The organism is Agrobacterium leguminum (assembly GCF_015704895.1).
Taxonomy (GTDB): Bacteria; Pseudomonadota; Alphaproteobacteria; order Rhizobiales; family Rhizobiaceae; genus Agrobacterium; species Agrobacterium leguminum.
The window spans coordinates 28,370-51,411 of the sequence record NZ_JADQWB010000021.1; the positions used below are offsets into that span (position 1 = coordinate 28,370).

Below are 23,042 nucleotides of genomic sequence, written 5' to 3' on the forward strand. Positions count from 1 at the left end.
TCATGCACCACGGTTCCGGAATTCATTGATGATGGCCATCATGGGTTTTTGGTTGAAACTCCAGTCCAGCGGCAGCGGCCGGTTGGCGGTGCCATCCCGGCGCGGATAGGCCCAGCGAATCCAGCTATATTGATCCGAGATGCCCCATGTGGTGATGGAGGAAAGCGCGCCGCCCGCCGAGGCAGCCTCCAGAAACTCGCGGACCTGGCCGTTGATCAGCATATCGCGCTCGGATTCCGGTGCGGGCAGCGTCTGGTCCATCACATCCAGCTCCGTCACCAGAACAGCAAGACCGTAACTGCGCATTTCCGCCGTGAAGGCGGCAAGCTCGTCCTTGGCAATCGGCCAGCCGCCGCGCAAATGCCCCTGCAGGCCGACGGCGTTGATCGGCGCGCCCTTCTCCAGCAGTTCGAGAATGAGATTGCGGAAGGCCGCGCGCTTGGCCGGCGATTTCTCGGCGGCAAATTCCACGTCATATTCGTTGAGCACGAGCTGCGCCTTCGGATCGACCGCATGGGCGATCTCGAAAGCTTTCTTGATGGCGTCCGGCCCGGCGCCGTAATACCAGGCATCGCGCCGCGCGCGCACATTGCCCGGCACGTCGGGGATCGGCTCATTGACCACGTCCCAGCTATGGATCACGTCCTTATAACGCTCCATCACCGTGACGATATGGGTCTCCATCAGCTTCTCGACCTTCACGCCACCGCCGATGCTCGCAAGCCAGGGCGCGTTGGAGGCATACCAGATCAGCGGATGACCGTGCATGGAAAGCTTGTGCTGGCGGGCGAAATTGGCGATTGCATCGGCGGCGGCGAAATCGAACGCCTCCGCCGAAGGCCGCAGGACCTCCCATTTCATTTCGGTAACGGGGGTGATGCGCGAGCAATATTTCACCACCGCCTCGCCGATGCGGCTATCGGCAGTGAGATCCGGCAGGTAAACGGCCGCGCCATACGGGGCGGTTTTGCTCGCCGCTTTCTTCTGCGCGGCAAAGGCCGGGCCGGCCACGGCATGCAGCAGGCCAGCGCTTGCCGCACCGCCCATAAAATTCCGCCGCCCGATCCGCATGTACCCGCCTCCGCAACCTTTATTCCCAAAACATAACATTCCGATCATAGGAAAAGGATATTAAAGATTTGCAAGGTTAACCGACGTTATACCACGTCATAATTGGCCAGACCCGCTTAATGCGGTAGTAACTTCGCTGTGCGAATTCTTGGCCTACGCCGCATGGAGTTTGAAGTCTTGGTTTCCGTTTCGATTGTCATTCCCGTTCGCAATGGCGAGCGTTACATCGTGGAAGCGATCGAAAGCGTGTTGCTGCAGGGCGAGACCATCGGCGAAGTGCTGGTGGTCGATGACGGCTCCACCGACACCACCGCACAAAAGGTGGAAGGTTTTTCCGACCCTCGCGTCAAATTGCTGGCCCGGCCGCAGGGAAGGCAGGGCGTTTCCGCCGTGCGCAATTTCGGCCTGTCGCAGGCGCGCGGCGAATGGACGATGTTTCTCGATGCCGACGATCGCCTGAAACCGGGCGCCATCGCGACCCTTTGCGCCGGCATTTCCGGGCCGGATGTCGTCGCCGTTTATGGCGATTACGAGCGCATCGATGAAAATGGCGTCAAGATCGGCCGGCGCAATCTCATTCGCCGCCGGGAAAAACCCGATGGTTTCATTCTCCAGCCGCTGCTCGGCGGCAACTTCATCGTCAATGGCGGCATCATGCTGGTCAGGACCCGCATCTTTCAGGAATTCGGCGGTTTCGACGAGACTTTGCGTTATGCAGAAGACTGGTATGGCTGGTGCAGGCTGGCCGCCGCCGGCCGTTTCGTTTACCTGCCCGGCTGCCATGTGCTGGATTACCGCGTGCACAGAACGAGCGTGATGATGAACCGGCTTTTGACCTTCCGGGATTGCGAACCGGCAATCGAGGCCGTGTTTTCCGACCCGGCCATCGTCGCTGCCGTTTCGCCGCCGGAGCTGCGGCGGCTTCGCCGCCGATCCGAAAACCACATGAATGCCTATACCGTGGCGCAGGCCTTCCGCGCCCGCCGCTACCGCGAGGCCTTTTCGGCGCTGGCCGATACCTTCCTCAATCGCCCGCGCCAGAGCCTCAGGGCCGTCGTTTTTTCCGCCGCAGCGCTTGCCGGAATTTAGGAGTTTCCATGTCCGAAATCATGCCGGAAGCGGTGGTGTGCATTCCGAGTTTCCGCCGGCCGGAAGGCCTGAAAAAGACGCTTGGGTCACTCGCAGCCCAGAAGGTCGATTTTCCCTTCGCCATCGTCGTGGTCGATAATGACGGCGCAGGCCAGGCGGGTCTTGCGGTCGCGCGCGCTTTTTTCGCCGAAAGCGGCATGACCGGAGAGGCATTGGTCGAACCGACGCAGGGCAATTGTTACGCCATTAACACGGCCTTCCGTACCGCCCGGCAAAGCTATGCTTCGGCTGAGTGGTTCCTGATGATCGATGACGACGAGGCCGCCTCCCCCGTCTGGCTTGCCGAAATGGTTTCGGCGGCGAAATCCTTCGGCGTCGATATCGTCGGCGGCCCGGTCAACCGGGAATTCGACGCACCGGCTTCGAAGGCGGTTCTCTCGCATCCGCTGTTCGGCTCCATCGAAGCGCCGACCGGCCCCGTCGAGCAAATCCACGGATCGGGCAACTGCCTGATCTCACGGCGGGTTTTCGAGACGCTGGCGAAACCGGAATTCGACGTGCGCTTCAACTTCCTCGGCGGCGGCGACATGGATTTCTTCACCCGCTGCCGCAAGGCAGGTTTCAAATTCGCCTGGAATGCGCAAGCGCTCATCATCGAATATGTGCCGGAAAACCGCATGGCGCCACGCTGGATCATGGAGCGCTCGCTCCGAACCGGCATCATCAATTACAGCATCGACCGCGCCCGACGCCCCGGCCTGAAAGGCGGGCTGCTGCTTGCCGCCAAAAACGCCGTCAGCCTGTGCCTGTCTGTGGTGCGCGCCGTTTCCGCCTTCGTGAAAACCGGAACCCTGCTGCCAGCCACGCATCCGCCGCTGATGTCCATCGGCCGCGTGATGGCAAGCCTCGGCATTACGCTCACGCCCTACAAGGCGCCGGCGAAGAAGAGCTGAAGCGGGATAGCTTCGGCTCAGCTAAGGGTTTTTTGCCTGCCGAGCGCGATCGTATTCGTGAACCGTTTCTGGAAACCGAACGACGCCAAGGCCGTCGCAAGGACGAGGAGCGGCACGAGCACCGGCCAGAAGAAACAAAGGACAATCCCGGTGACGCGATAAAAATCCCAGTCCTTGTCGCGGCGGGCGCCTTCGATATAGGTCATGGCGAGAGAGGTAACGGTGCCAATTCCATATATGAAAAGAGAAATGGACGTAATCACCATTGGTGGCCTCAATAAATCTATGATTCGAATAAATTTGTAATATTGATGCAGTGTAGCGCAGATGTTCGCAGTTGCAACGGATTTCAGCGACGCAGCGCATCCATTCAATAAGTTAGGAAAATCTTATATTGTCGGGCGGGAGGCGCACGCGCGCTTTATTCTTCGCGTAGCAGCAGCTTGTCGCGATGATCTAGCGACCTTGTCCCGAAGCCCCGAAGCGATACTTCAGCAGCGAATATATGGCGATAGGATTGGTCAGCAGGTAACGTTTTCCGAGCCGCTTCGGCTCGAGCATGGCCCGGTAGAGCCATTCCAGCCCCATATCCTGCATCCATTGCGGCGCCCGGCTGTTCTTGCCGGCGAGGAAATCGAAAAGGCCGCCGCAGGTCTTGATTACGGCGATGCCGGAAAGCCTGTCCAGATTGCGCGAGACGAAACGCTGCTCCAGCGGTATGCCGAAGCCAACCCAGAGAATATCCGTCCCGGATGCCGCGATATCGGCGAGGATCGCCTCTTCCTCGGCCCGGCTGAAATAACCGTTGCGCCGCCCCGCAAATATGAGGCGCGGATAAAGCCTCTGCATTTCCTCGACCGCCGCGCGGTTCACCTCTTCGGAGCCGCCGAGGAAATAGAACCGGCTGCCCGTCTCTTCGGCGCGCTTCGCAACCGCATGAACGAGATCCGTGGTCGCAACCCGTTCTCTCAATGCCTTCGGGCAGAATTTGCGGGAAAAGATCACCAGCGACATGCCGTCCGCATGAATCTGGTCCGCCTGCCGCAGCATGGCGTCGAATTCCCGGTCGTGATGGCAGAGCGCGATGACCTGACCGTTTGCCGATGTCGAATAAAACGGTCTTGCACCGGCCGCACGCGCCGTCGTCGCGCGCAGGATGAAATCCCGCGCCGTTTCGTCGATAGTCGCGTCAGTAATGGGCAACGCCGCAAGCGGAATAACCGGCCAGACCTGACCAGTCCCCTCCGCATCCGGCATCTCTCTCCCTGTCATAATCTGTCCGGTGTCCAAGATAGGCATCGTTTCATTGTTATATTCACGCTTATGCTTAGGGTATAAGGCTTCAAACACTACGAAGAACTATCATTAATATTTTTATAAATCCCCGTATGCGGCAGGCATTTTACACGCCTGAAGGTTGTGCGCCACATTTTCCGCCTATTCCGGTTTTCCAGCCGATGGGTTAAGGGACGCGGAAATCAAACCACGGAAGGGCTCCGGCCATGGAAACAATCTCGATCGACAATCGCGGCGATTTCGGCCTCTGGGCGATAGAACGGGCGAAAGAAATCGTCGCCAACGAGGCGTCCGATCTTGCCATTTCGGTTCGCGACGGTGACGAAGCGGGCATTCGCGATGCCGGCAATGCGCTGGGCGCGGCCATCGCCGCCGCCCTGCTCGAAGTTTATGACGGTCTGATTTCGGAAGAATAAGGCGACGCGCAGCCGCTTTGTCTTACCGCGCCGCGACATCCGCGTGATCGTCCCGGCGAAGATAACCCCAGAGGCCGAGCGCCACGGCAATTGCCAGACCAAGGAACAGGCCGCCCATACCGCCGGCAATCAGGAACGTCAGCTTGCCCGGCGGCCAGCTTCTGGAATTGGGCGCAACCGGCTGCGAAATCACCCGCACATTGGTAGAATCGATCGACTGCTGTTCGGCAAGCTGGCGCGAGCGCGTCAGATAGGTTTCATAGATCGCCGCCGCCGAGCGGGCGTCACGATCGAGATCACGCAGCCGCACCTGCGCCTCATTGTCGGTAAAGACATTGGCGCGTTCCGCCACCGCTTTCAGCCGCAGGGCATCGAGTGAGGAGCGCGCCTCCGCGACATTGATCTTTGCCGCTTGAAGGATACGCCGCGCCTCATCCGCCATTCCCTGTTCCAGCATCGCCCGCTCCGCACCCGCGGTCGCAAGACGCGGATGGCGCGCGCCATAGGTCAGCGTCATCGCACCGATCTGCTGTTGCAGCGTGCTGTATTGCGCGCGGATCGTATTCATCGTTTGGCTGTCAAATATGGCGTCGCTCTGGGTGCGGTTCTGCGCAATCGCCGCCTCCATCTGCTTGAGGCGCGATTCTTCCTGAATGAGGCGCTGCTGGGTCGCGAGCACCTGAGCGTTCAGCTCACCGGAAGCCAGATTGCTGACGAGCTGGCCGTTATTTTCCTGCAGGCCGTTCTCGCGGCGGAAATCAGCCACGCGCTTTTCGGCGGCGGTCACATTCTCGCGCATTTCCTCGAGCCGCTTCTTGAGATCGTCAACGACGCGTTGACTGCTGTCGGAGTTTGTCTGGAATAGCTCGCTTTCGAAAGCCTTCACGATGGCCTTCGAGACAGTCACCGATTTTTCCGCGTCATTGGTCCAGACCGAAAGCGTCACGACAAAGGAGCGCGGGTCGCGTTCCGCCGCCACCCGGTCGCCGAGCGAACGAAGCGCGCCGACCCGGTTGTCGTCATCTTCCGGTTTCGATGAGAACATCGCCTTCAGCCGGGCGAGCGGCGGCGGACTGATGAATTCAGGGTCCTTATCGAGCTTCAACTCGTCCACCACCCGCGCCAGCACGTTGCGCGAGGTGATGGTGCGCAGCTTGCTTTCCACCTCGAGGATTTGCGTGTCGCGCTGCTGGTTGGGCGAAAACACCCCGTCATTGACGACATTCAGGTTGGAGGGATTAACGACGATATCCGTATAGGCCTTGTAACGCGGCGGCGTCATGGAGGCATAAGTCAGCGCGCCGGCGACGCAGAGAACGATTGCCAGCACGATCCAGACGATGCCTTTGCGAAGCCAGAGGATGACGTCATCCACACCGATCCTGTCGAGATGTTTCAGGCCCGGCAGCGCAGCCGCGAGACTGCCGCTCGGCGAAGCCGCCTTCACCGGCGTCTCGGCCGCAGCCGGCTCGGCGACGGTCTTCGCCGGTTTCGGCTCCAGATGCTCCTTCAGCACCGTGCGCTCGAAAACTTCGTCCTCATCCACCAGATCGTCCAGCAGGGAACCATGGGTTCTCGCGGCAGGCGCCGTTTTTTCATCGAGCGGACGTACCTGCTTATGTCCCGCCTTTTGAAGCCTGTACATCAGCCAATCCAACTCGAACGAACCACAAAAAGGCCGGCAACAGAGGGTTCCCATCGTCGCCAGAGCCGCTATCGACGGACAAGTTTAAATATGACGGGTGAATTTTAGGTTACCCGCATCAGTCCCGCCATCATCGCCTATTCGCGTCCGCGTTGAAAGGGATGATTGACTCGAATGGATCGATACGGTTCTTTCAACCGTTATATTTTTGCATTATCCATTTGACCCTCAAAGATTTTATCGAAACGGAGTTTGGAATGAGCCTGAAATTTGGAACGAGCGGCCTTCGCGGCCTCTCCGTCGATCTGAAAGGAAAAGCCTCGGCCGTTTATGCCACGGCATTTGCGAGGCACCTTCTCACATCGGGCCAGGCAAAGGCGGGCGATCCCATTCTCGTCGGCCGCGATTTCCGCGATTCGAGCCCGGATGTTTCCGCCACCTGCATCGCCGCGCTCAAAAAAGCCGGCCTGACCCCGTTCGATTGCGGCACGGTGCCGACACCGGCGCTGGCGCTTTACGGCCTGTCGCTCAAGGCCGGCGCGCTGATGATCACCGGCTCGCATATCCCGGCCGACCGCAACGGCATCAAGTTCTACCGCCCGGACGGCGAAATCGACAAGCAGGACGAGACGGCGATTGCCGCTCTTGCCGCCGAAATCGAAGCGGAAGGCATCAGTGACGAGGCGGCGACCGCCGAGGACCATTCCGCCACCGCAGCCGAACTTTTCTACGAACGCAACATCGCGCTGCTGCCGGAAAAGGCGCTCTCCGGCCTCAAGATCGGCGTTTACCAGCACAGCACCGTGGCGCGCGATCTCTTTGTCGACGTGCTTGCCCATTACGGTGCGGATGTCGTTCCGCTCGGCCGCTCCGAAACCTTCATCCCTGTCGATACCGAAGCGGTCTCGCCGGAAACGCTGGCCCTTCTTAAAAAATGGTCGCCGGAGCACGGTCTCGACGCCATCGTTTCTGCCGATGGCGACGGCGACCGTCCCCTGCTGACCGATGAAAACGGCGTGCCGCTGCGCGGAGACCTCATCGGCCTGATCACCGCCAATTTCCTCGGCGCCGGCGTGGTCGTGACCCCCGTCACCTCCAATTCCGGCATCGAGGCGAGCGGTTCGTTCGACGTCGTCCGCACCAAAGTCGGCTCCCCTTTTGTGATCGCGGGCATGGCTGAAGCGCTCGCCGCCGGCAAGAACGGCGTCATGGGCTTCGAGGCCAATGGCGGCCTGCTGACGGCCTCCGCCTTCACACTTAACGGCCGGGCGCTTTCGCCGCTGCCGACGCGTGACAGCTTCCTGCCGGTTCTCGCCGTGCTGCTTCTCTCGGCAGAACAGAAAAAGCCGCTGTCGCAGATCGCCGCCGCCTATAACCTGCCGGTCGCCGCCGCCGACCGCCTGGAAAATTTCGCACAGGAAAAGAGCGCCGCCCTGATGACGCATCTGCGCGCTTCGCGCAGCAATCTCGAGGCATTTCTCGCACCGGTCGGCACCGTGAAGGCGCTGAGCGACATCGACGGCCTGCGCGTGGCGCTTACCGATGGGAGCACCATCCATTTCCGCCCTTCCGGCAATGCTCCCGAAATGCGCTGCTACGTCGAAGCCGCCAATCAGGATGAGGCCGAAACGCTTCTGAACAAGGGACTCGATCTCATCCGTAATTTTGGGTGACGCTTTGCGCGATGCCGGGCTTGCCCGGCATCTGTCCTCCTTGACTTGTCCCAAATGTCGCACCCCGCCCGTGCCCTGTTGCTCTTCCGGCTCCACGGAGCGATAAGGACCGGAGGGCCACGAGAGGCGGATTATGAGCGGCGAGACCATTACCCTTTATGAAGCGATAGGTGGCGATGCGACCGTCAGGGCGCTGACCCGGCGTTTCTATGAATTGATGGACACCCTGCCCGAAGCGGCGCATTGCCGCGCCATCCATCCCGCCGATCTTTCCGGCAGCGAGGCGAAGTTTTACGATTATCTGACGGGATATCTTGGCGGACCGCCCGTTTATGTCGAGAAACACGGCCATCCGATGTTGCGGCGGCGCCACTTCGTCGCCCCCATCGGCCCCGCCGAGCGGGATGAATGGCTGCTCTGCTTCCGCCGCGCCATGGACGAGACCATCGAAAATCCGAAGCTGCGCGAGATCATCTGGACGCCGGTGGAGCGGCTGGCCTTTCACATGCAGAACCAGGAGGCGGACAGCCAATGACCACGCAGAGCGCGACCATCGCAAGCCTGCCGCGCGAAAGATTGCGGGCCTTCATTCTGTTGCTGGGCGGCCTGCTGGGTGCTGCGGGCGTCATGCTTGCTGCCGCCGCCACCCATACCGGCGAAACCTATATGCTCGGCAATGCCTCGGCCATGGCGCTGGCGCATGCGCCGGTGCTGGTGGCGCTTCATATCGGCGCGGATCGTATCAGAACCGCCATTCCCGCGGGCCTGATCCTCGGCCTCGGCACCGCGGTCTTTGTCGGCGATCTCGTCACCCGGCATTTTTCCGGCCACAGCCTGTTTCCCTACGCCGCACCCACGGGCGGCCTCGGCATGATCGCCGGATGGCTGGTACTGTGCGCCGGGGCATTTCTGAAGCCGAAGGGCTAGAGCGCGTCCGGTTTAAACCGAACCGTCGGACGTGCCCTACCTCTCTGTTTTACGCATTTTCCGGACGTAAAACCGCGTCGCACTTTGACTGGAAATGCTTCAGCTTTAGCCCTTACGCCGCGTCCAGCGAAACGAGAGGATATTGCGGCCCTCTTCGGCCGCCGCGCCGATTTCGAAGGACGGCGTTTCACCGGGCTGGCGGGTGCGCAGATAGGGAAAGGTCACGACATTGCCGCCGCTTCTGGCAAGGCGGTTGCGCCTTTCGCGTTCACCGATGATTTCATAGATATCCGTCAGGGCCGGATCGGCAGCCTGCTCGGCCATCTTGTGCAGTTCCACACGGCAGGCTTCCGCCGCCGGCTCTTCACCCTTAAAATTATTGCGCTCGTCGCTCATCGCTGGAGGTCCGTTCATTCATCGTCTGCAGCGCCCGCTCCAGACTGGATTTGCTGCCGTTGCGCAGCGGAATGAACGTCTTGCCGAATTTCTTGCAACCGGACTTCACCCGCAGACACGCATCGTGGCTGATACAGTCGATCGGGCAGAAAACGCAGTCGACGGAGGGAAGCACGGTATCGATGCGCGAGACGGCCTCACGCAGGCCGCCATCGTGATGAATGAGCTCGGCGCCGAAATTGCTGGCGATCTGGCGAAGATGCGCAACCTGACAGTCACGGCCGCCGACATAAAGAAAGCTTTTCGGACCGGAAAGCTGCTGTTCGGCCACGTCCTTTTCGGTCTGTGGCGCGCCCTTGCCCTGCTTGCCGCCGCGTTCGGCCTTCTTCTTTTCCTTGCGTGCCATTCCCTCACCTGCCGGTTGATTTTTCAATGCCCCGGACGTTCGGGATGCCGGCACCATAATAAAGATGAGTTTTGGAGTAAAGTATAAAGGTGATAATTTTCCTCATGTTTTGACATAAAGAATCGATCACATATTCGCGAGAACGGTTCCGTTCAGCCGTTTATCCGCAATCCGCCCATGAAAAGCTGCTCCAGATGCCGGGCCGCATCCTCAAAACGACCCTCGCCACCATTCTTCTCACCCAGCACCGCCCGCACCTGCACATCGAAATCCGCATAATGCTGGGTAGTCGACCAGATTGAGAAAATCAGGTGATAGGGATCGCATTTGGCCATTCGCCCCGCCTTCACCCAAGCGCGGATGACCTCGGCCTTTTCATCCACCAGTTGTTTCAGCGGCCCTTTCAGCTCATCTTCGATATGCGGCGCGCCCTGTAGGATCTCATTAGCGAATAGGCGGCTTTCACGCGGGAAATCGCGCGACATTTCCAGCTTGCGACGAATATAGGAGCGAATCTCGCTTTCAGGATTTCCCTCGGCATCGAAAGCGCGCAGCGGGTCGAGCCATGTGTCCAGCACCCGCTCGATCAGCGCGCGATGCATCGCCTCCTTGGTGCGGAAATAATAAAGCACGTTCGGTTTCGACATGCCGGCCGCCTCGGCAATCTGATCGATGGTGGAGCCGCGAAACCCGTTTGTGGAAAAAACACTGAGCGCGGCTTCAAGAATCGCTTCCTGCTTTTCTTCCTGAATACGGGTCCGCTTCTGTGTTTTCGCTGCGCGCGGTATGGCCATTCTCAGCTCTCTGTTTCTTTTCCATGCAATTGCCGTTACAGTATGCTTAAAAAATAATCTACGCGTACAGTTTAGGCAAAATTACTGCGATTCGTCACGAAAATCCCTTGCTGACGCCACCGCGAATTTGCAATGTTTACCAGCCGGTCAATTTATCCCCCATCGCCATCACAAGGCAATGGCTGTTATCTTAACCGGCAAAAAAGGGAACGGCACAAGCTTTGCTTCGATAAAAACAAAACAGGTGAGGACGACACTTCATGGCGGCGGGTAAGAACTTGACGGTCAATGGCGACCGTCTGTGGGACAGTCTGATGGATATGGCGAAGATTGGCCCCGGCATTGCCGGCGGCAATAATCGCCGCACGCTGACGGATGAGGATGCGGAAGGCCGCCGCCTGTTCCAGCGCTGGTGTGAAGCGGCCGGGCTGACGATGGGCGTCGACCGCATGGGCACCATGTTCGCCACCCGCCCCGGCGAGGACCCGGACGCGCTTCCCGTTTATATCGGCAGCCATCTCGACACACAGCCGACCGGCGGCAAGTTCGATGGCGTGCTCGGCGTGCTGGCCGGGCTGGAGGTGGTGCGCAGCCTGAACGACCTCAACATCAAAACCAAACACCCGATCACGGTCACCAACTGGTCAAACGAGGAAGGCGCGCGCTTCGCGCCGGCCATGCTGGCCTCCGGCGTCTTCGCCGGCATTCACGATCTCGATTATGCCTACAGCCGTACCGATACCGACGGCAAGACCTATGGCGAAGAGCTGAAACGCATCGGCTGGCTGGGCGAGGAAGAGGTGGGCGCGCGCAAAATGCACGCCTATTTCGAATATCACATCGAACAGGGGCCGATCCTGGAAGCGGAAAGCAAACAGATCGGCGTCGTCACCCATTGCCAGGGCCTGTGGTGGCTGGAAGTGACGCTAACCGGCAAGGAAGCCCATACCGGCTCCACCCCGATGGCCATGCGCGTCAATGCCGGCTTAGCTGCCGCCCGCATTCTCGAAAAGGTGCAGGAAGTGGCCATGGCCCACCAGCCGGGCGCCGTCGCCGGCGTCGGCCAGATGATCTTAACGCCTAATTCCCGCAACGTGCTGCCTGGCAAGGTGGTCTTCACCATCGACCTCAGAACCCCCTCACAGGCGAAACTCGACAGCATGCGCGCCATCTTCGAACGCGAGGTGCCGCAGATCGCCGAAGAACTCGGCGTCGGCTGCTCGATCGAGGCCATCGGCCATTTCGATCCCGTCACCTTCGATCCGGTTCTAGTGGGCCGCGTGCGCTCTGCCGCCGAAAAACTCGGCTACAGCCACATGGACATCATCTCCGGCGCCGGCCACGATGCCTGCTGGACGGCACGGGTCGCCCCCTCCACCATGATCTTCTGCCCCTGCGTGGACGGGCTTTCCCACAATGAGGCCGAGGAGATTTCGCCGGAATGGGCTGCTGCCGGCTGCGACGTGCTGCTGCATGCGGTGCTGGAGACTGCGGAGATCGTGGAATGACCGCCACCATCATCAAGAACGGCACCATCGTCACCGCCGACCTCACCTATAAGGCCGATGTGAAGATCGAAGGCGGCAGGATCACCGAGATCGGGCCCGATCTGACGGGCGGCACGGTACTCGATGCCACCGGATGTTATGTCATGCCCGGCGGCATCGATCCGCATGTGCATCTGGAAATGCCCTTCATGGGCACCTATTCCGCCGATGACTTCGAGAGCGGCACGCGCGCGGCGCTTGCCGGCGGCACCACCATGGTGGTGGATTTCTGCCTGCCGGAGCCCGGCCAGTCGCTTCTTGATGCCCTGCAGCGATGGGACAACAAAGCGACGCGCGCCAATTGCGATTATTCCTTCCACATGGCCGTCACCTGGTGGGGCGAGCAGGTCTTCAACGAGATGAAGACGGTGGTTCGGGAAAAGGGCATCAACTCCTTCAAGCACTTCATGGCCTATAAGGGCGCGCTGATGGTGAATGACGACGAGATGTTCGCCTCCTTCTCGCGCTGCGCCGAGCTTGGCGCCATCCCCTTCGTGCATGCGGAAAACGGCGATATCGTCGCACAGATGCAGGAAAAACTGATGGCGGAAGGCAATGTCGGGCCGGAGGCGCATGCCTATTCCCGCCCGCCCTCGGTGGAAGGCGAGGCCACCAACCGCGCCATCATCATCGCCGATATGGCCGGCGCACCACTTTATGTCGTCCACACCTCCTGCGAACAGGCGCATGAGGCGATCCGCCGCGCCCGGCAAAACGGCATGCGGGTCTATGGCGAACCGCTGATCCAGCACCTGATCCTCGATGAAAGCGAATATGCCAATGCCGACTGGGATCACGCCGCCCGCCGGGTGATGTCGCCGCCCTTTCGCAACCGGCAGCATCAGGACAGCCTCTGGGCGGGCCTCGCCTCCGGTTCGCTGCAATGCGTGGCGACCGACCATTGCGCCTTCACCACCGAGCAGAAACGTTTCGGCCTTGGCGATTTCCGCAGGATTCCGAACGGCACCGGCGGGCTGGAAGATCGCATGCCGCTGCTCTGGACCCATGGCGTGGCGACCGGCCGGCTGACGATGAACGAATTCGTCGCCGTCACCTCCACCAACATCGCCAAGATTCTCAACATCTATCCCAGAAAGGGCGCGATCCTCGTCGGCAGCGATGCCGATATCGTCGTCTGGGATCCGGCGCTGGAAAAGACCATCAGCGCGGCGAGCCAGCAATCGGCCATCGATTACAACGTGTTCGAAGGGCAGAAGGTCAAAGGCCTGCCGCGCTACACCCTGTCGCGCGGTCTCGTCAGCATCGAGGAGGCCACCATCGAAACGCAGCCGGGCCACGGCCAGTTCATCGCCCGCGATCCTTATCCGGCCGTCAGCCGGGCGCTTTCCACCTGGAAGGAACTCGTCGCGCCGCGCAAGGTGGAGCGCAGCGGCATCCCGGCATCGGGTGTATGACCGTGAGCGCCGGGCCGAAACGCGAAATCGTCATCGCCGCAGCCGTTCTCCTCAATGAGCGACGGCAGATGCTTGTCGTGCGCAAGCGCGGCACCACGCAATTCATGCAGCCGGGCGGCAAGATCGATCCGGGCGAAACGCCGGAACAGGCACTTCACCGCGAACTTGCCGAGGAAATCGGCCTGACACTTCCCGAAAATGCCGCCCGTTATGAAGGCGTCTTTCGCGAGGAGGCCGCCAATGAGACGGGGGCCGACGTTGTCGCCCATACATTCATCGCCAAACTTCAGACAGAGGTCGCCCCGCAGGCGGAAATAGAGGAAGTGCGCTGGCTCGATCTCGACCGCCACACCGGCATAACGATCGCAAGGCTTACGGAAACCCAAATGCTGCCGCTGGCGCGCGCGGCCCTGACGGAAAGCGAAACCAAGCCCAGATGAACCAGGCCTCCCCCTATTCCGTCGTTTCAGCCAGAAATCTCGGCCTCACCTTTGAAACGGGCGATGGCCCGGTGCACGCACTCTCCAATGTCGACCTGGAGGTCGGCAAGGGCGATTTCGTCTCCTTCATCGGCCCTTCCGGCTGCGGCAAGACCACCTTTCTGCGGGTCATCGCCGATCTGGAAAAGCACACATCCGGCGACATCACCGTCAACGGCACGACGCCGGAAAACGCCCGCCGGGACCGCTCTTACGGTTACGTTTTTCAGGCCGCCGCCCTTTATCCCTGGCGCAGCATCGAAAAGAACATTGCGCTACCGCTCGAAATCATGGGCTATACCAAGGCCGAGCAGCGCGAGCGCATCGAGCGCACGCTCGATCTCGTCAACCTCAACGGTTTCGGCAAGAAATATCCATGGCAACTGTCCGGCGGCATGCAGCAGCGCGCCTCCATCGCCCGCGCACTCGCCTTCGATGCCGACCTGCTGTTGATGGACGAGCCCTTCGGCGCGCTGGACGAGATCGTTCGCGATCACCTCAACGAACAGCTTCTGAAACTCTGGGATACGACCGGCAAGACCATCTGCTTCGTCACCCATTCCATTCCCGAAGCGGTCTATCTCTCGACCAAGATCGTCGTCATGTCGCCCCGGCCGGGCCGGGTGACGGATGTGATCACATCGACGCTGCCACGGGAAAGGCCGCTCGAGATTCGCGAGACACCGGAATTTCTGGCGATTGCGCATCGGGTGCGTGAGGGGTTGAAGGCGGGGCATAGCTATGAGGGGTGAGGCTGGAAAAGACGCCGTTGCGGCAAGCGTTACCCCCCTCTGCCCTGCCGGGCATCTCCCCCACAAGGGGGGAGATCGACCTGCGGCGAGGTATCGCCCATCTCGAGGCTTGAGGGCAAAACGGCGAGCGAGCCTCCTGCTGATCTCCCCCCTTGTGGGGGAGATGTCCGGCAGGACAGAGGGGGGTAAACCGCACCCTCGGAGCAAACGTAACCCCCACCCACCGAGGGCACCGCAATGACCCTCCTCCGCCACCGCATCCTCCCCATCCTCACCGTCCTCCTCGCCATCCTCATCCTCTGGCACCTCGCGGTCGTCTACCTCAACATGCCATTCGCCCGCGACCAGGCCACCCGCGCCGGTCAAACGCCGGGCTTCTTCGAACTCCTGCCGCAAACCTTCGCCCAGGAACGCCCGGTTCTCCCCGCCCCGCACCAGATTGCCGCCGAACTGTGGGACACCACGGTCAACAAGGCCATCACCTCCAAACGCAGCCTCATCTATCACGCCGGCGTCACGCTTTCGGCCACGCTACTCGGTTTCGCCATCGGTGCGGCGCTCGGCATCCTGCTTGCCGTCGCCATCGTGCATAACCGCGCCATGGACCGCTCCGTCATGCCGTGGATCATCGCCAGCCAGACCATTCCGATCCTCGCCGTCGCGCCGATGATCATCGTCGTCCTGAATTCCATCGGCATTTCCGGGCTGCTGCCGAAGGCGCTGATCTCCACCTATCTTTCCTTCTTCCCCATCGTCGTCGGCATGGTGAAGGGCCTCAGAAGCCCGGAGACGATCCAGCTCGACCTGATGCACACCTATAATGCCTCGCCCGGCCAGATATTCTGGAAGCTGCGCTGGCCCGCAGCCCTGCCCTATCTCTTCACCTCGCTGAAGATCGCCGTCGCCATCGCGCTGGTCGGCGCCATCGTCGGTGAATTGCCGACAGGCGCCGTTGCCGGGCTCGGCGCGCGCCTGCTTTCCGGCTCCTATTACGGCCAGACGGTGCAGATATGGGCGGCGCTGTTCATGGCCGCCGGTGTGGCTGCCCTTCTGGTGTCCATCATCGGCATCGCCCATGCCGCCGTCCTCAAGAGAATGGGAGCCCGGCCATGACCCATCCCGGCTGGTTTTTCGGCGCGATCCTGTTCTGGCTTGCCGCCTGGGCCTTCAACGAATGGCTGGTGCGCCGCCGTTTCTCCACACCAGCGGCAAAACGTATCGGCCGCATCGCCGTGCCGCTCCTCTTCGGACTGGCGATCCTCGCACTCTGGGAAGGCGTGGTGCGCGGTTTCTCCGTGCCGCCCATCCTGCTGCCGGCCCCAAGCGCCATCCTCGCACGGCTCGCCGGCTCCCTGCCGATCCTCTGGGCCGATTTCCGCCAGACCTTCATCAAATCGGTGCTGACGGGTTATGTGCTGGGCTGCGGCCTCGGTTTCCTCGTCGCCATTCTCATCGACCGCTCGCCTTTCCTGCAGCGCGGGCTGCTGCCCATCGGCAATTTCGTCTCGGCTCTGCCGGTCGTCGGCGTAGCACCGATCATGGTCATGTGGTTCGGCTTCGACTGGCAGTCGAAAGTCGCCGTCGTCGTCATCATGACCTTCTTCCCCATGCTGGTGAACACGGTGCAGGGGCTTGCCGCTTCCAGCCACATGGAGCGCGACCTGATGCGCACCTATGCCGCCGGCTGGTGGCAGACATTGGTGAAGCTGCGCCTGCCCGCCGCCTGGCCCTTCATCTTCAACGCGCTGAAGATCAATTCCACGCTGGCGCTGATCGGCGCCATCGTCGCGGAGTTTTTCGGCACGCCCATCGTCGGCATGGGTTTCCGCATCTCGGCGGAAATGGGCCGTAGCAATGTCGATATGGTCTGGGCCGAAATCGCGGTCGCCGCGCTCGCCGGCTCCGGCTTTTATGGTCTCGTGGCGCTCGCGGAGCGGGCCGTCACCTTCTGGCATCCGTCCGTCCGTGGGGGACGAACGTAATAATGAAAAAGGGAACAGCGATGAAAATGAAACTTGCATCCATGCTTCTTGCCGGCGCATCACTCCTGACCGCTTTCGGAGCGCAGGCCGCCGACAAGATCACCCTGCAGCTGAAATGGGTCACCCAGGCGCAGTTCGCCGGATATTACGTGGCCAAGGACAAGGGTTTTTACGAAGCCGAAGGCCTCGATGTCGACATCAAGCCCGGCGGCCCGGACATTGCACCGGCGCAGGTTCTGGCCGGCGGCGGTGCTGACGTCATCGTCGACTGGATGCCATCCGCACTCGCCACCCGCGAAAAGGGCGTGCCGCTGGTCAATATCGCCCAACCGTTCAAATCGTCAGGCATGATGCTGACCTGCCTGAAAGAAACCGGCATCACCAAGCCGGAGGATTTCAAGGGCAAGACGCTGGGCGTCTGGTTCTTCGGCAATGAATATCCGTTCCTGTCGTGGATGGCGCACCTGAAAATCCCGACCACCGGTGGGGCGGACGGCGTGACCGTTCTGAAACAGGGCTTCAATGTCGATCCACTGCTGCAGAAACAGGCCGCCTGCATTTCCACCATGACCTATAATGAATATTGGCAGGTCATCGATGCCGGCATCAAGCCGGAGGAACTCGTCACCTTCAAATACGAGGCGGAAGGCGTGGCGACGCTGGAAGACGGGCTTTACGTTCTGGAAGACAAGCTGAAGGACGCCAAGTTCAAGGAAGACATGGTCAAATTCGTCCGCGCTTCGATGAAGGGCTGGAAATGGGCGGAAGAAAACCCGGACGATGCCGCCGGCATCGTGCTGGAAAACGACGCCTCCGGCGCCCAGACCGAAAAACACCAGAAGCGCATGATGGGCGAAGTGGCAAAACTCACCGCCGGCTCGAAGGGCGCACTCGACAAGGCGGACTATGACCGTACCGTCAAGACGCTGCTGGGCGGCGGTTCCGATCCGGTCATCACCAAGGAACCGACTGGCGCCTTCACCACCGAAATCACCGATGCGGCGCTGAAATAGTCGGACCGACCGCCAAATCACCGAACGCGCGGTATTTCCGCGCGTTCGGATTCACGAAGAAAATTTAAGACCTCTCCTCCGTCATGCCGGACTAGATCCGGCATCCAGCCACGGCGCGTCTGCGCCGTGAAAAGAGTCTCTCGCGATCAAGGACTTGATCGCGCTGGACCCCGGATCTAGTCCGGGGTGACGGTATGCGGATGATACGTTTTGCCAAAACGCACAGATTTTGCGAAACTTTACGAACAATGCGAACATGCACTCCACTGGTAACCCATTTGACGAATTACAATATCCCGACCTATACAAAAATGTATATCAACCATCGCGGCTATGCGGATTGATTTGTACGACAACAAGAATTACAGTCCCGCCCACAAGACTGCCAAATTTGATCTTGTAAAATAAGCACAGGGCAAAGGTGCTTAAGATTCGCGTTGAGGGGCGTTTGAATCGGGAGGATCGAAAAGGAAGTATTGTGATCCCTTGTTTCACATTCGCTATCGCATGACCTTTTAAAAATGAGCCCTGGGGCTGCAGGACATGCGATCGGATATTGCGCGAGCCAAGACACATGCAGCATAAAGTCACGTTTAACCGCTTTGTATTCCTTCTTCTTTCCGCAACGGCGCTTCCCCTCTCCGCAGCCGCCGAGGGAGAGGCGCAGGCGCCGGTCAAACAGCAGAACCTGCCTTCCATCATCGTCGCCCATGCGGCAAAACGCGATCTCGTGGACCGCATCATCGCCACCGGCACGATCCGCCCCGTGGACGAGATCTACGTCCAGCCGCTGGTCGACGGCCTGTCGATCGACACGCTGAACGCCGATATCGGCGACCGGGTGGAAGCGAATGCGGTTCTGGCCGTGCTGTCCTCCGACAGCCTCGTGCTGCAAAAGAGCCAGCTTGAGGCCAACAAGGCCAAGGCCGAAGCCTCCGTCACCCAGTCGAAGGCGCAGGTGCTGGAAGCGCAGGCCAATCTCAATGACGCCCTTCGCCAGCGCGACCGCGCCGCCAAGCTCGGCCAGAGCGGCTCCGGCTCCGTCTCCGAGACGGAAAAGACCGAAGCGGCCGCTCAGGTGGCGCAGGCCCGCCTCGATGCGGCCAAACAGGCCGTTTCCGCCGGCGAAGCCGACATCAAGGTCGTCGACGCGCAGATCGATGACATCGATCTGAAGCTGACGCGCACCGGCGTGAAAACCCCGGTCGCCGGCATCGTATCCGCCAAGAACGCCAAGGTTGGCGCAATCGCCAGCGGTGCGGGAAATCCGCTGTTCACCGTCATCAAGGACGGCGCGATAGAACTCGTCGCCGATCTCTCCGAGACCGATATCCAGAAGGTCAAGGCAGGCCAGAAAGCCTATTTGACGGTTGCCGGCGGAGCTGAGAAAATAGAGGGCAAGGTGCGCCTCGTTTCACCCACCGTCGACCCGACGACGCGCCTCGGCTCCGTGCATGTGGTTCTGCCGACCGACAGCCCGGCGCGTTCCGGCATGTATGCCAGCGCGGCGATCATCGTCGAGGAGACGAATGCGCTCGCTTTGCCGCTGTCGGCCGTCACCTCCGGGCGTGAAGGCTCGACCACCCGCAAGGTGGAAGGCGACGTCGTCAAGCAGGTGAAGATCGAGACCGGCATCGAAGACGGCGGTTTTATCGAGATTGTCAGCGGTCTTGCCGCTGGAGACAAGGTTGTCGAGAAAGCTGGAGCATTCGTGCGTGATGGTGACCGGATAAGACCGGTGGAAGCCCAGACGGCTGCGTCCAACTGACTGAGGGAATGAGATGAACTTTTCCGCATGGTCAATCCGTAACCCGATTGCGCCGCTGCTCGGCTTCGCGCTTTTGATGATCCTCGGCATGCAGGCGTTCAACACCCTGCCCATCACCCGTTTTCCGAACATCGACGTTCCCGTCGTGGCCGTCACGGTCACCCAGAGCGGCGCTTCGCCGTCCGAGCTGGAAATGCAGGTGACGAAGGAGATCGAGGACGCCGTCGCCGCCATCAGCGGCGTCGACGAAATCCAGTCCACCGTGGTCGACGGACAGTCGACGACAACGGTTGTCTTCCGCATCGAAAAGCCGACGGAAGAAGCGGTTCAGGACACCAAGGACGCCATCGACAAGATCCGCAGCGATCTGCCCGCCGATATCGAAGTGCCCGTCGTCAGCAAGATCGACGTCGAGGGACAGGCGATCCAGACCTTCGCCGTCTCTTCGCCCAACATGACGCTGGAAGAACTGTCCTGGTTCGTGGATGACACGATCAAGCGTTCGCTCCAGGGCCAGTCCGGCATCGGCAAGGTCGACCGCTACGGCGGCGCGGACCGCGAGGTGCGCGTATCGCTGAGCCCCGAAAAGCTCGACGCCTATGGCATCACCGCAACCGAGGTGAACAGCCAGCTGCGCGGCACCAATATCGATCTCGGTTCCGGCCGCGGCCAGGTCGGCGGCAACGAGCAGACCATCCGCACGCTCGGCGACACGCGCGATGTGAGCCAGCTCGCCAACACCACGATTGCGCTTTCCAACGGCCGCTTCGTCAAGCTCTCCGAGCTCGGCACGGTCACCGACACCTATCAGGAACAGAAATCCTTCTCGCGCTTCAACGGCAACCCCGCCGTCACCTTCGCGGTGTTCCGTTCCAAGGGTGCGAGCGAGGTATCGGTCGCCGAAACCGTGGCGGCAAGCCTCGATGAGGTGCGCAAGAATCATCCGGATGTGTCGATTGAAATGGTCGATGACGCCGTCTATTTCACCTATGGCAACTACAAGGCCGCGCTCGACACGCTGATCGAAGGCGCGATCCTCGCCGTCATCGTCGTCCTGCTCTTCCTGCGCAACTGGCGCGCAACCCTGATTGCCGCCGTGGCGCTGCCGCTTTCCGCGATCCCGACCTTCTGGATCATGGATATTATGGGCTTCTCGCTCAACCTCGTCAGCTTCCTGGCGCTCACGCTCGCCACGGGTATTCTCGTGGACGACGCCATCGTGGAAATCGAGAACATCGCCCGCCATATCAAGATGGGCAAGACGCCCTATCGGGCGGCACTCGAAGCGGCAGATGAAATCGGCCTTGCCGTCATCGCCACCAGCTTCACCATCATCGCCGTCTTCGTGCCGGTGTCGTTCATGCCCGGCATTCCCGGCCAGTACTTCATCCAGTTCGGCCTCACCGTCGCCTTCTCGGTGTTCTTCTCGCTCGCCGTGGCCCGTCTCATCACACCCTTGATGGCGGCCTATCTGATGCGCGCCGAAGATGCGATGGACGATCACCACGACAATGACAGCCGGCTGATGAAGGCCTATACGCGCATGGTGACCGCCACCACCCGCAAATGGTGGGCGCGCTATCTGACACTGCTCGGCGCCATCGGCTTCCTCGTCGCTTCCGTCATTCTGCTTGCCGGCGTTCCGGGCAGCTTCCTGCCGCCGGACGACGCCTCGCGCGTGACGCTTTCGGTGGAACTGCCGCCCAATGCGACGCTCGACGAAACCGACCGCACGACGACCCAGATTTATCATGCCCTGCGTGACATCAACGGCGTCGAAAGCGTCTTCATCCTCGGCGGCGCTTCGCCCAAGGGCGATCTGGAGCTTCGCCGCGCCACCGTCAACGTCATCCTCCAGCACATCGATCATTCGCTGCTCAAGCTGGTGGTCAACAAGGGGCTGGGCTCCATTCCGCTCATCGGCCAATATCTGCCGAAGGTGGAGGAAAAGGGCCGCATACGTCCGCAATGGGATGTGGAACGGGATATTTTCGCGCAGGTGCGCGGCATTCCGGATGTCCGCATCATCAAGCTGAACGACCGTGCGGAACGCGAGCTCTCCTTCAACTTCCTCTCGACGAACGAGAAGGATCTGAACGACGCCGTCGGTATTCTCGAGAGCCGCCTGCGCGCCTCGCCCATCCTTGCCAATGTCAGCTCGGAAGGTGCCCTGCCCCGCCCCGAACTGCAAATCCGCCCGCGCAAGGATGAAATCGCCCGTCTCGGCATCACGCCGCAGCAGATTTCGCAGACCGTGCGTGTCGCCACCATCGGCGATATCGATGCGCAGCTGACGAAGATTTCGCTGGATGACCGGCAGATTCCGATCCGCGTGCAGGCCTCGCTCGATACCCGCCGCGATCTCGCCACCATCCGCGCGCTGAAGATCAAGACCGCCTCCGGGTCGCTGGTACCGCTCTACAGCGTTGCCGATATCGACTATTCGGAAGGTCCAAGCTCGATCAAGCGCAACGACCGCAACCGCGTGGTCTCCATCGGCTCCGACGTTCCCTTCGGCACGGCGCTCGATACCTCGACGGCCGAGTTCAAGCGCATCGTGTCGGAAACCGACCTGCCGGCAAGCGTTCGCCTTGCCGAAAGCGGCGACGCCAAGGTGCAGGGCGAAATGCAGCAGGGCTTCGTCAACGCCATGCTGCTCGGTCTGATGCTGGTGCTGGTCGTGCTCATCCTGCTGTTCAAGGATGTCATCCAGCCCTTCACCATCCTGTTCTCGCTGCCGCTTGCCATCGGCGGCGTGGCGGTCGCGCTCATCATCACGCAGAACGCGCTGTCCATGCCCGTTCTCATCGGCATCCTGATGCTGATGGGCATCGTGACGAAGAACGCCATCCTGCTGGTGGATTTCGCCATCGAAATGCGCCGTCACGGCATGGAACGGGTACATGCCATGGTCGAGGCCGGCCGCAAGCGCGCCCGCCCGATCATCATGACCTCCATCGCCATGTCGGCGGGCATGTTGCCCTCCGCGCTCGGCGTCGGCGAAGGCGGTTCGTTCCGCGCGCCGATGGCGATTGCGGTGATCGGCGGCATCATCGTCTCGACGGTGCTGTCGCTCATCGTGGTGCCGGCCTTCTTCCTCATCATGGACGACCTGTCGCGCCTGCTCGCCCACCTCTTCGGCCGCTTCGTCGGCAAGAAGGAAGAGGAGGAAGAGGCCCTCTCCAACGAGAAACTCTCGGAGATCGCCCGCGAAAACAGCCTGGCGCTCTCCTCGCTGGAGGTACGCGTCGCCAGCATGGAAAAGGGCACCGGCGACAAGGCCGCGGACAAGGGCAGCAACATATTACGGCTACCGCCGCTCGCTGCGGAGTGAAGCTTGCAGAATAACGATTGAAACGCCGGGCCCTGTGCCCGGCGTTTTCTTTTGGGGGATGCTTAAAGGGCAAAACGTCGCCGCCT

The 23,042-nt window shown here is 60.9% G+C and carries 21 protein-coding genes and 1 pseudogene; 15 read left to right on the plus strand and 7 right to left on the minus strand.

Annotation, left to right across the window (positions count from 1 at the left end; all coding sequences use genetic code 11):
- A complete protein-coding gene (gene uppI, locus I3J13_RS22410; RefSeq protein ID WP_196380276.1) occupies nucleotides 1–1,071 on the minus strand; it encodes a polysaccharide biosynthesis UDP-hexose transferase UppI in 1,071 nt (356 codons plus the stop codon).
- Nucleotides 1,072–1,248: 177 nt separating this feature from the next.
- Between uppI and uppH the strand changes: the two genes are divergently transcribed.
- Both uppH and uppJ read left to right on the plus strand, forming a co-directional pair.
- On the plus strand, nucleotides 1,249–2,160 hold the full coding sequence (uppH, locus tag I3J13_RS22415) for a polysaccharide biosynthesis endo-1,4-beta-xylanase UppH (RefSeq protein ID WP_236001094.1): 912 nt from the start codon (nucleotides 1,249–1,251) through the stop codon (nucleotides 2,158–2,160).
- Nucleotides 2,161–2,168: 8 nt separating this feature from the next.
- Nucleotides 2,169–3,113, plus strand: coding sequence for a polysaccharide biosynthesis UDP-hexose transferase UppJ (gene uppJ / locus I3J13_RS22420; RefSeq protein ID WP_196380278.1), 945 nt, complete (start codon nucleotides 2,169–2,171; stop codon nucleotides 3,111–3,113).
- Between the two features lie 17 nt (nucleotides 3,114–3,130).
- Here uppJ and I3J13_RS22425 read toward each other — a convergent pair whose 3' ends face one another.
- The gene (locus I3J13_RS22425) at nucleotides 3,131–3,379 is read right to left on the minus strand and encodes a hypothetical protein (protein ID WP_196380279.1); all 249 of its coding nucleotides are present in this window, start codon (nucleotides 3,377–3,379) and stop codon (nucleotides 3,131–3,133) included.
- Between the two features lie 190 nt (nucleotides 3,380–3,569).
- Entirely contained in the window at nucleotides 3,570–4,370 is an 801-nt protein-coding gene (gene uppL, locus I3J13_RS22430; protein WP_003520571.1) for a polysaccharide biosynthesis UDP-hexose transferase UppL, read from the minus strand.
- A gap of 245 nt (nucleotides 4,371–4,615) precedes the next feature.
- On the opposite strand from uppL, the gene I3J13_RS22435 reads away from it, so the two are divergent.
- The gene (locus I3J13_RS22435; protein ID WP_003509414.1) at nucleotides 4,616–4,825 is read left to right on the plus strand and encodes a hypothetical protein; all 210 of its coding nucleotides are present in this window, start codon (nucleotides 4,616–4,618) and stop codon (nucleotides 4,823–4,825) included.
- A gap of 22 nt (nucleotides 4,826–4,847) precedes the next feature.
- Here the strand turns inward: I3J13_RS22435 and uppM are convergent, their stop codons facing one another.
- Nucleotides 4,848–6,470: a polysaccharide biosynthesis protein UppM gene (uppM, locus tag I3J13_RS22440; protein ID WP_196380280.1), complete on the minus strand. Its 1,623-nt coding sequence runs from the start codon at nucleotides 6,468–6,470 to the stop codon at nucleotides 4,848–4,850.
- A gap of 257 nt (nucleotides 6,471–6,727) precedes the next feature.
- On the opposite strand from uppM, the gene uppO reads away from it, so the two are divergent.
- From uppO to I3J13_RS22455, 3 genes are all read left to right on the plus strand, one after another.
- The gene (gene uppO / locus I3J13_RS22445) at nucleotides 6,728–8,143 is read left to right on the plus strand and encodes a polysaccharide biosynthesis phosphomannomutase UppO (protein ID WP_196380281.1); all 1,416 of its coding nucleotides are present in this window, start codon (nucleotides 6,728–6,730) and stop codon (nucleotides 8,141–8,143) included.
- A 133-nt stretch (nucleotides 8,144–8,276) separates the two neighbouring features.
- Complete coding sequence (locus I3J13_RS22450; protein WP_059754443.1) at nucleotides 8,277–8,678, plus strand: group II truncated hemoglobin; 402 nt, start codon at nucleotides 8,277–8,279, stop codon at nucleotides 8,676–8,678.
- Nucleotides 8,675–9,070 carry a DUF423 domain-containing protein gene (locus I3J13_RS22455; RefSeq protein WP_196380282.1) on the plus strand — a complete coding sequence of 132 codons (396 nt, stop codon included), beginning with the start codon at nucleotides 8,675–8,677 and terminating at the stop codon, nucleotides 9,068–9,070. The genes I3J13_RS22450 and I3J13_RS22455 overlap by 4 nt, the downstream gene beginning before the upstream one ends.
- Before the next feature lie 105 nt (nucleotides 9,071–9,175).
- Here the strand turns inward: I3J13_RS22455 and I3J13_RS22460 are convergent, their stop codons facing one another.
- From I3J13_RS22460 to rutR, 3 genes and pseudogenes are all read right to left on the minus strand, one after another.
- Nucleotides 9,176–9,466, minus strand: coding sequence for a hypothetical protein (locus I3J13_RS22460; protein WP_020813661.1), 291 nt, complete (start codon nucleotides 9,464–9,466; stop codon nucleotides 9,176–9,178).
- Nucleotides 9,447–9,770, minus strand: a pseudogene (locus I3J13_RS22465) (DUF2325 domain-containing protein); the annotation flags it as partial. The gene I3J13_RS22460 and the pseudogene I3J13_RS22465, both read right to left, overlap by 20 nt.
- A gap of 254 nt (nucleotides 9,771–10,024) precedes the next feature.
- Nucleotides 10,025–10,666, minus strand: coding sequence for an HTH-type transcriptional regulator RutR (gene rutR / locus I3J13_RS22470; protein ID WP_003520582.1), 642 nt, complete (start codon nucleotides 10,664–10,666; stop codon nucleotides 10,025–10,027).
- Nucleotides 10,667–10,926: 260 nt separating this feature from the next.
- Here rutR and I3J13_RS22475 point away from each other — a divergent pair, with 260 nt between their 5' ends.
- The 9 genes from I3J13_RS22475 (at nucleotide 10,927) to I3J13_RS22515 (ending at nucleotide 22,956) form a co-directional block, all read left to right on the plus strand.
- Nucleotides 10,927–12,174 carry a Zn-dependent hydrolase gene (locus tag I3J13_RS22475; protein ID WP_196380283.1) on the plus strand — a complete coding sequence of 416 codons (1,248 nt, stop codon included), beginning with the start codon at nucleotides 10,927–10,929 and terminating at the stop codon, nucleotides 12,172–12,174.
- Nucleotides 12,171–13,628, plus strand: coding sequence for a dihydropyrimidinase (gene hydA / locus I3J13_RS22480; protein WP_196380284.1), 1,458 nt, complete (start codon nucleotides 12,171–12,173; stop codon nucleotides 13,626–13,628). The genes I3J13_RS22475 and hydA overlap by 4 nt, the downstream gene beginning before the upstream one ends.
- The gene (locus I3J13_RS22485; protein WP_196380285.1) at nucleotides 13,625–14,068 is read left to right on the plus strand and encodes an NUDIX hydrolase; all 444 of its coding nucleotides are present in this window, start codon (nucleotides 13,625–13,627) and stop codon (nucleotides 14,066–14,068) included. Before hydA ends, I3J13_RS22485 begins: the two co-directional genes overlap by 4 nt.
- Nucleotides 14,065–14,859: an ABC transporter ATP-binding protein gene (locus I3J13_RS22490; RefSeq protein WP_003520586.1), complete on the plus strand. Its 795-nt coding sequence runs from the start codon at nucleotides 14,065–14,067 to the stop codon at nucleotides 14,857–14,859. Before I3J13_RS22485 ends, I3J13_RS22490 begins: the two co-directional genes overlap by 4 nt.
- A gap of 237 nt (nucleotides 14,860–15,096) precedes the next feature.
- Nucleotides 15,097–15,972, plus strand: coding sequence for an ABC transporter permease (locus tag I3J13_RS22495; protein WP_174039598.1), 876 nt, complete (start codon nucleotides 15,097–15,099; stop codon nucleotides 15,970–15,972).
- A complete protein-coding gene (locus tag I3J13_RS22500) occupies nucleotides 15,969–16,841 on the plus strand; it encodes an ABC transporter permease (RefSeq protein ID WP_020813654.1) in 873 nt (290 codons plus the stop codon). The genes I3J13_RS22495 and I3J13_RS22500 overlap by 4 nt, the downstream gene beginning before the upstream one ends.
- Before the next feature lie 20 nt (nucleotides 16,842–16,861).
- On the plus strand, nucleotides 16,862–17,854 hold the full coding sequence (locus I3J13_RS22505) for an ABC transporter substrate-binding protein (protein WP_196380286.1): 993 nt from the start codon (nucleotides 16,862–16,864) through the stop codon (nucleotides 17,852–17,854).
- Nucleotides 17,855–18,428: 574 nt separating this feature from the next.
- Nucleotides 18,429–19,622: an efflux RND transporter periplasmic adaptor subunit gene (locus tag I3J13_RS22510; protein WP_003520590.1), complete on the plus strand. Its 1,194-nt coding sequence runs from the start codon at nucleotides 18,429–18,431 to the stop codon at nucleotides 19,620–19,622.
- Between the two features lie 13 nt (nucleotides 19,623–19,635).
- A complete protein-coding gene (locus I3J13_RS22515) occupies nucleotides 19,636–22,956 on the plus strand; it encodes an efflux RND transporter permease subunit (protein ID WP_196380287.1) in 3,321 nt (1,106 codons plus the stop codon).
- Nucleotides 22,957–23,042: the final 86 nt, after the last annotated feature.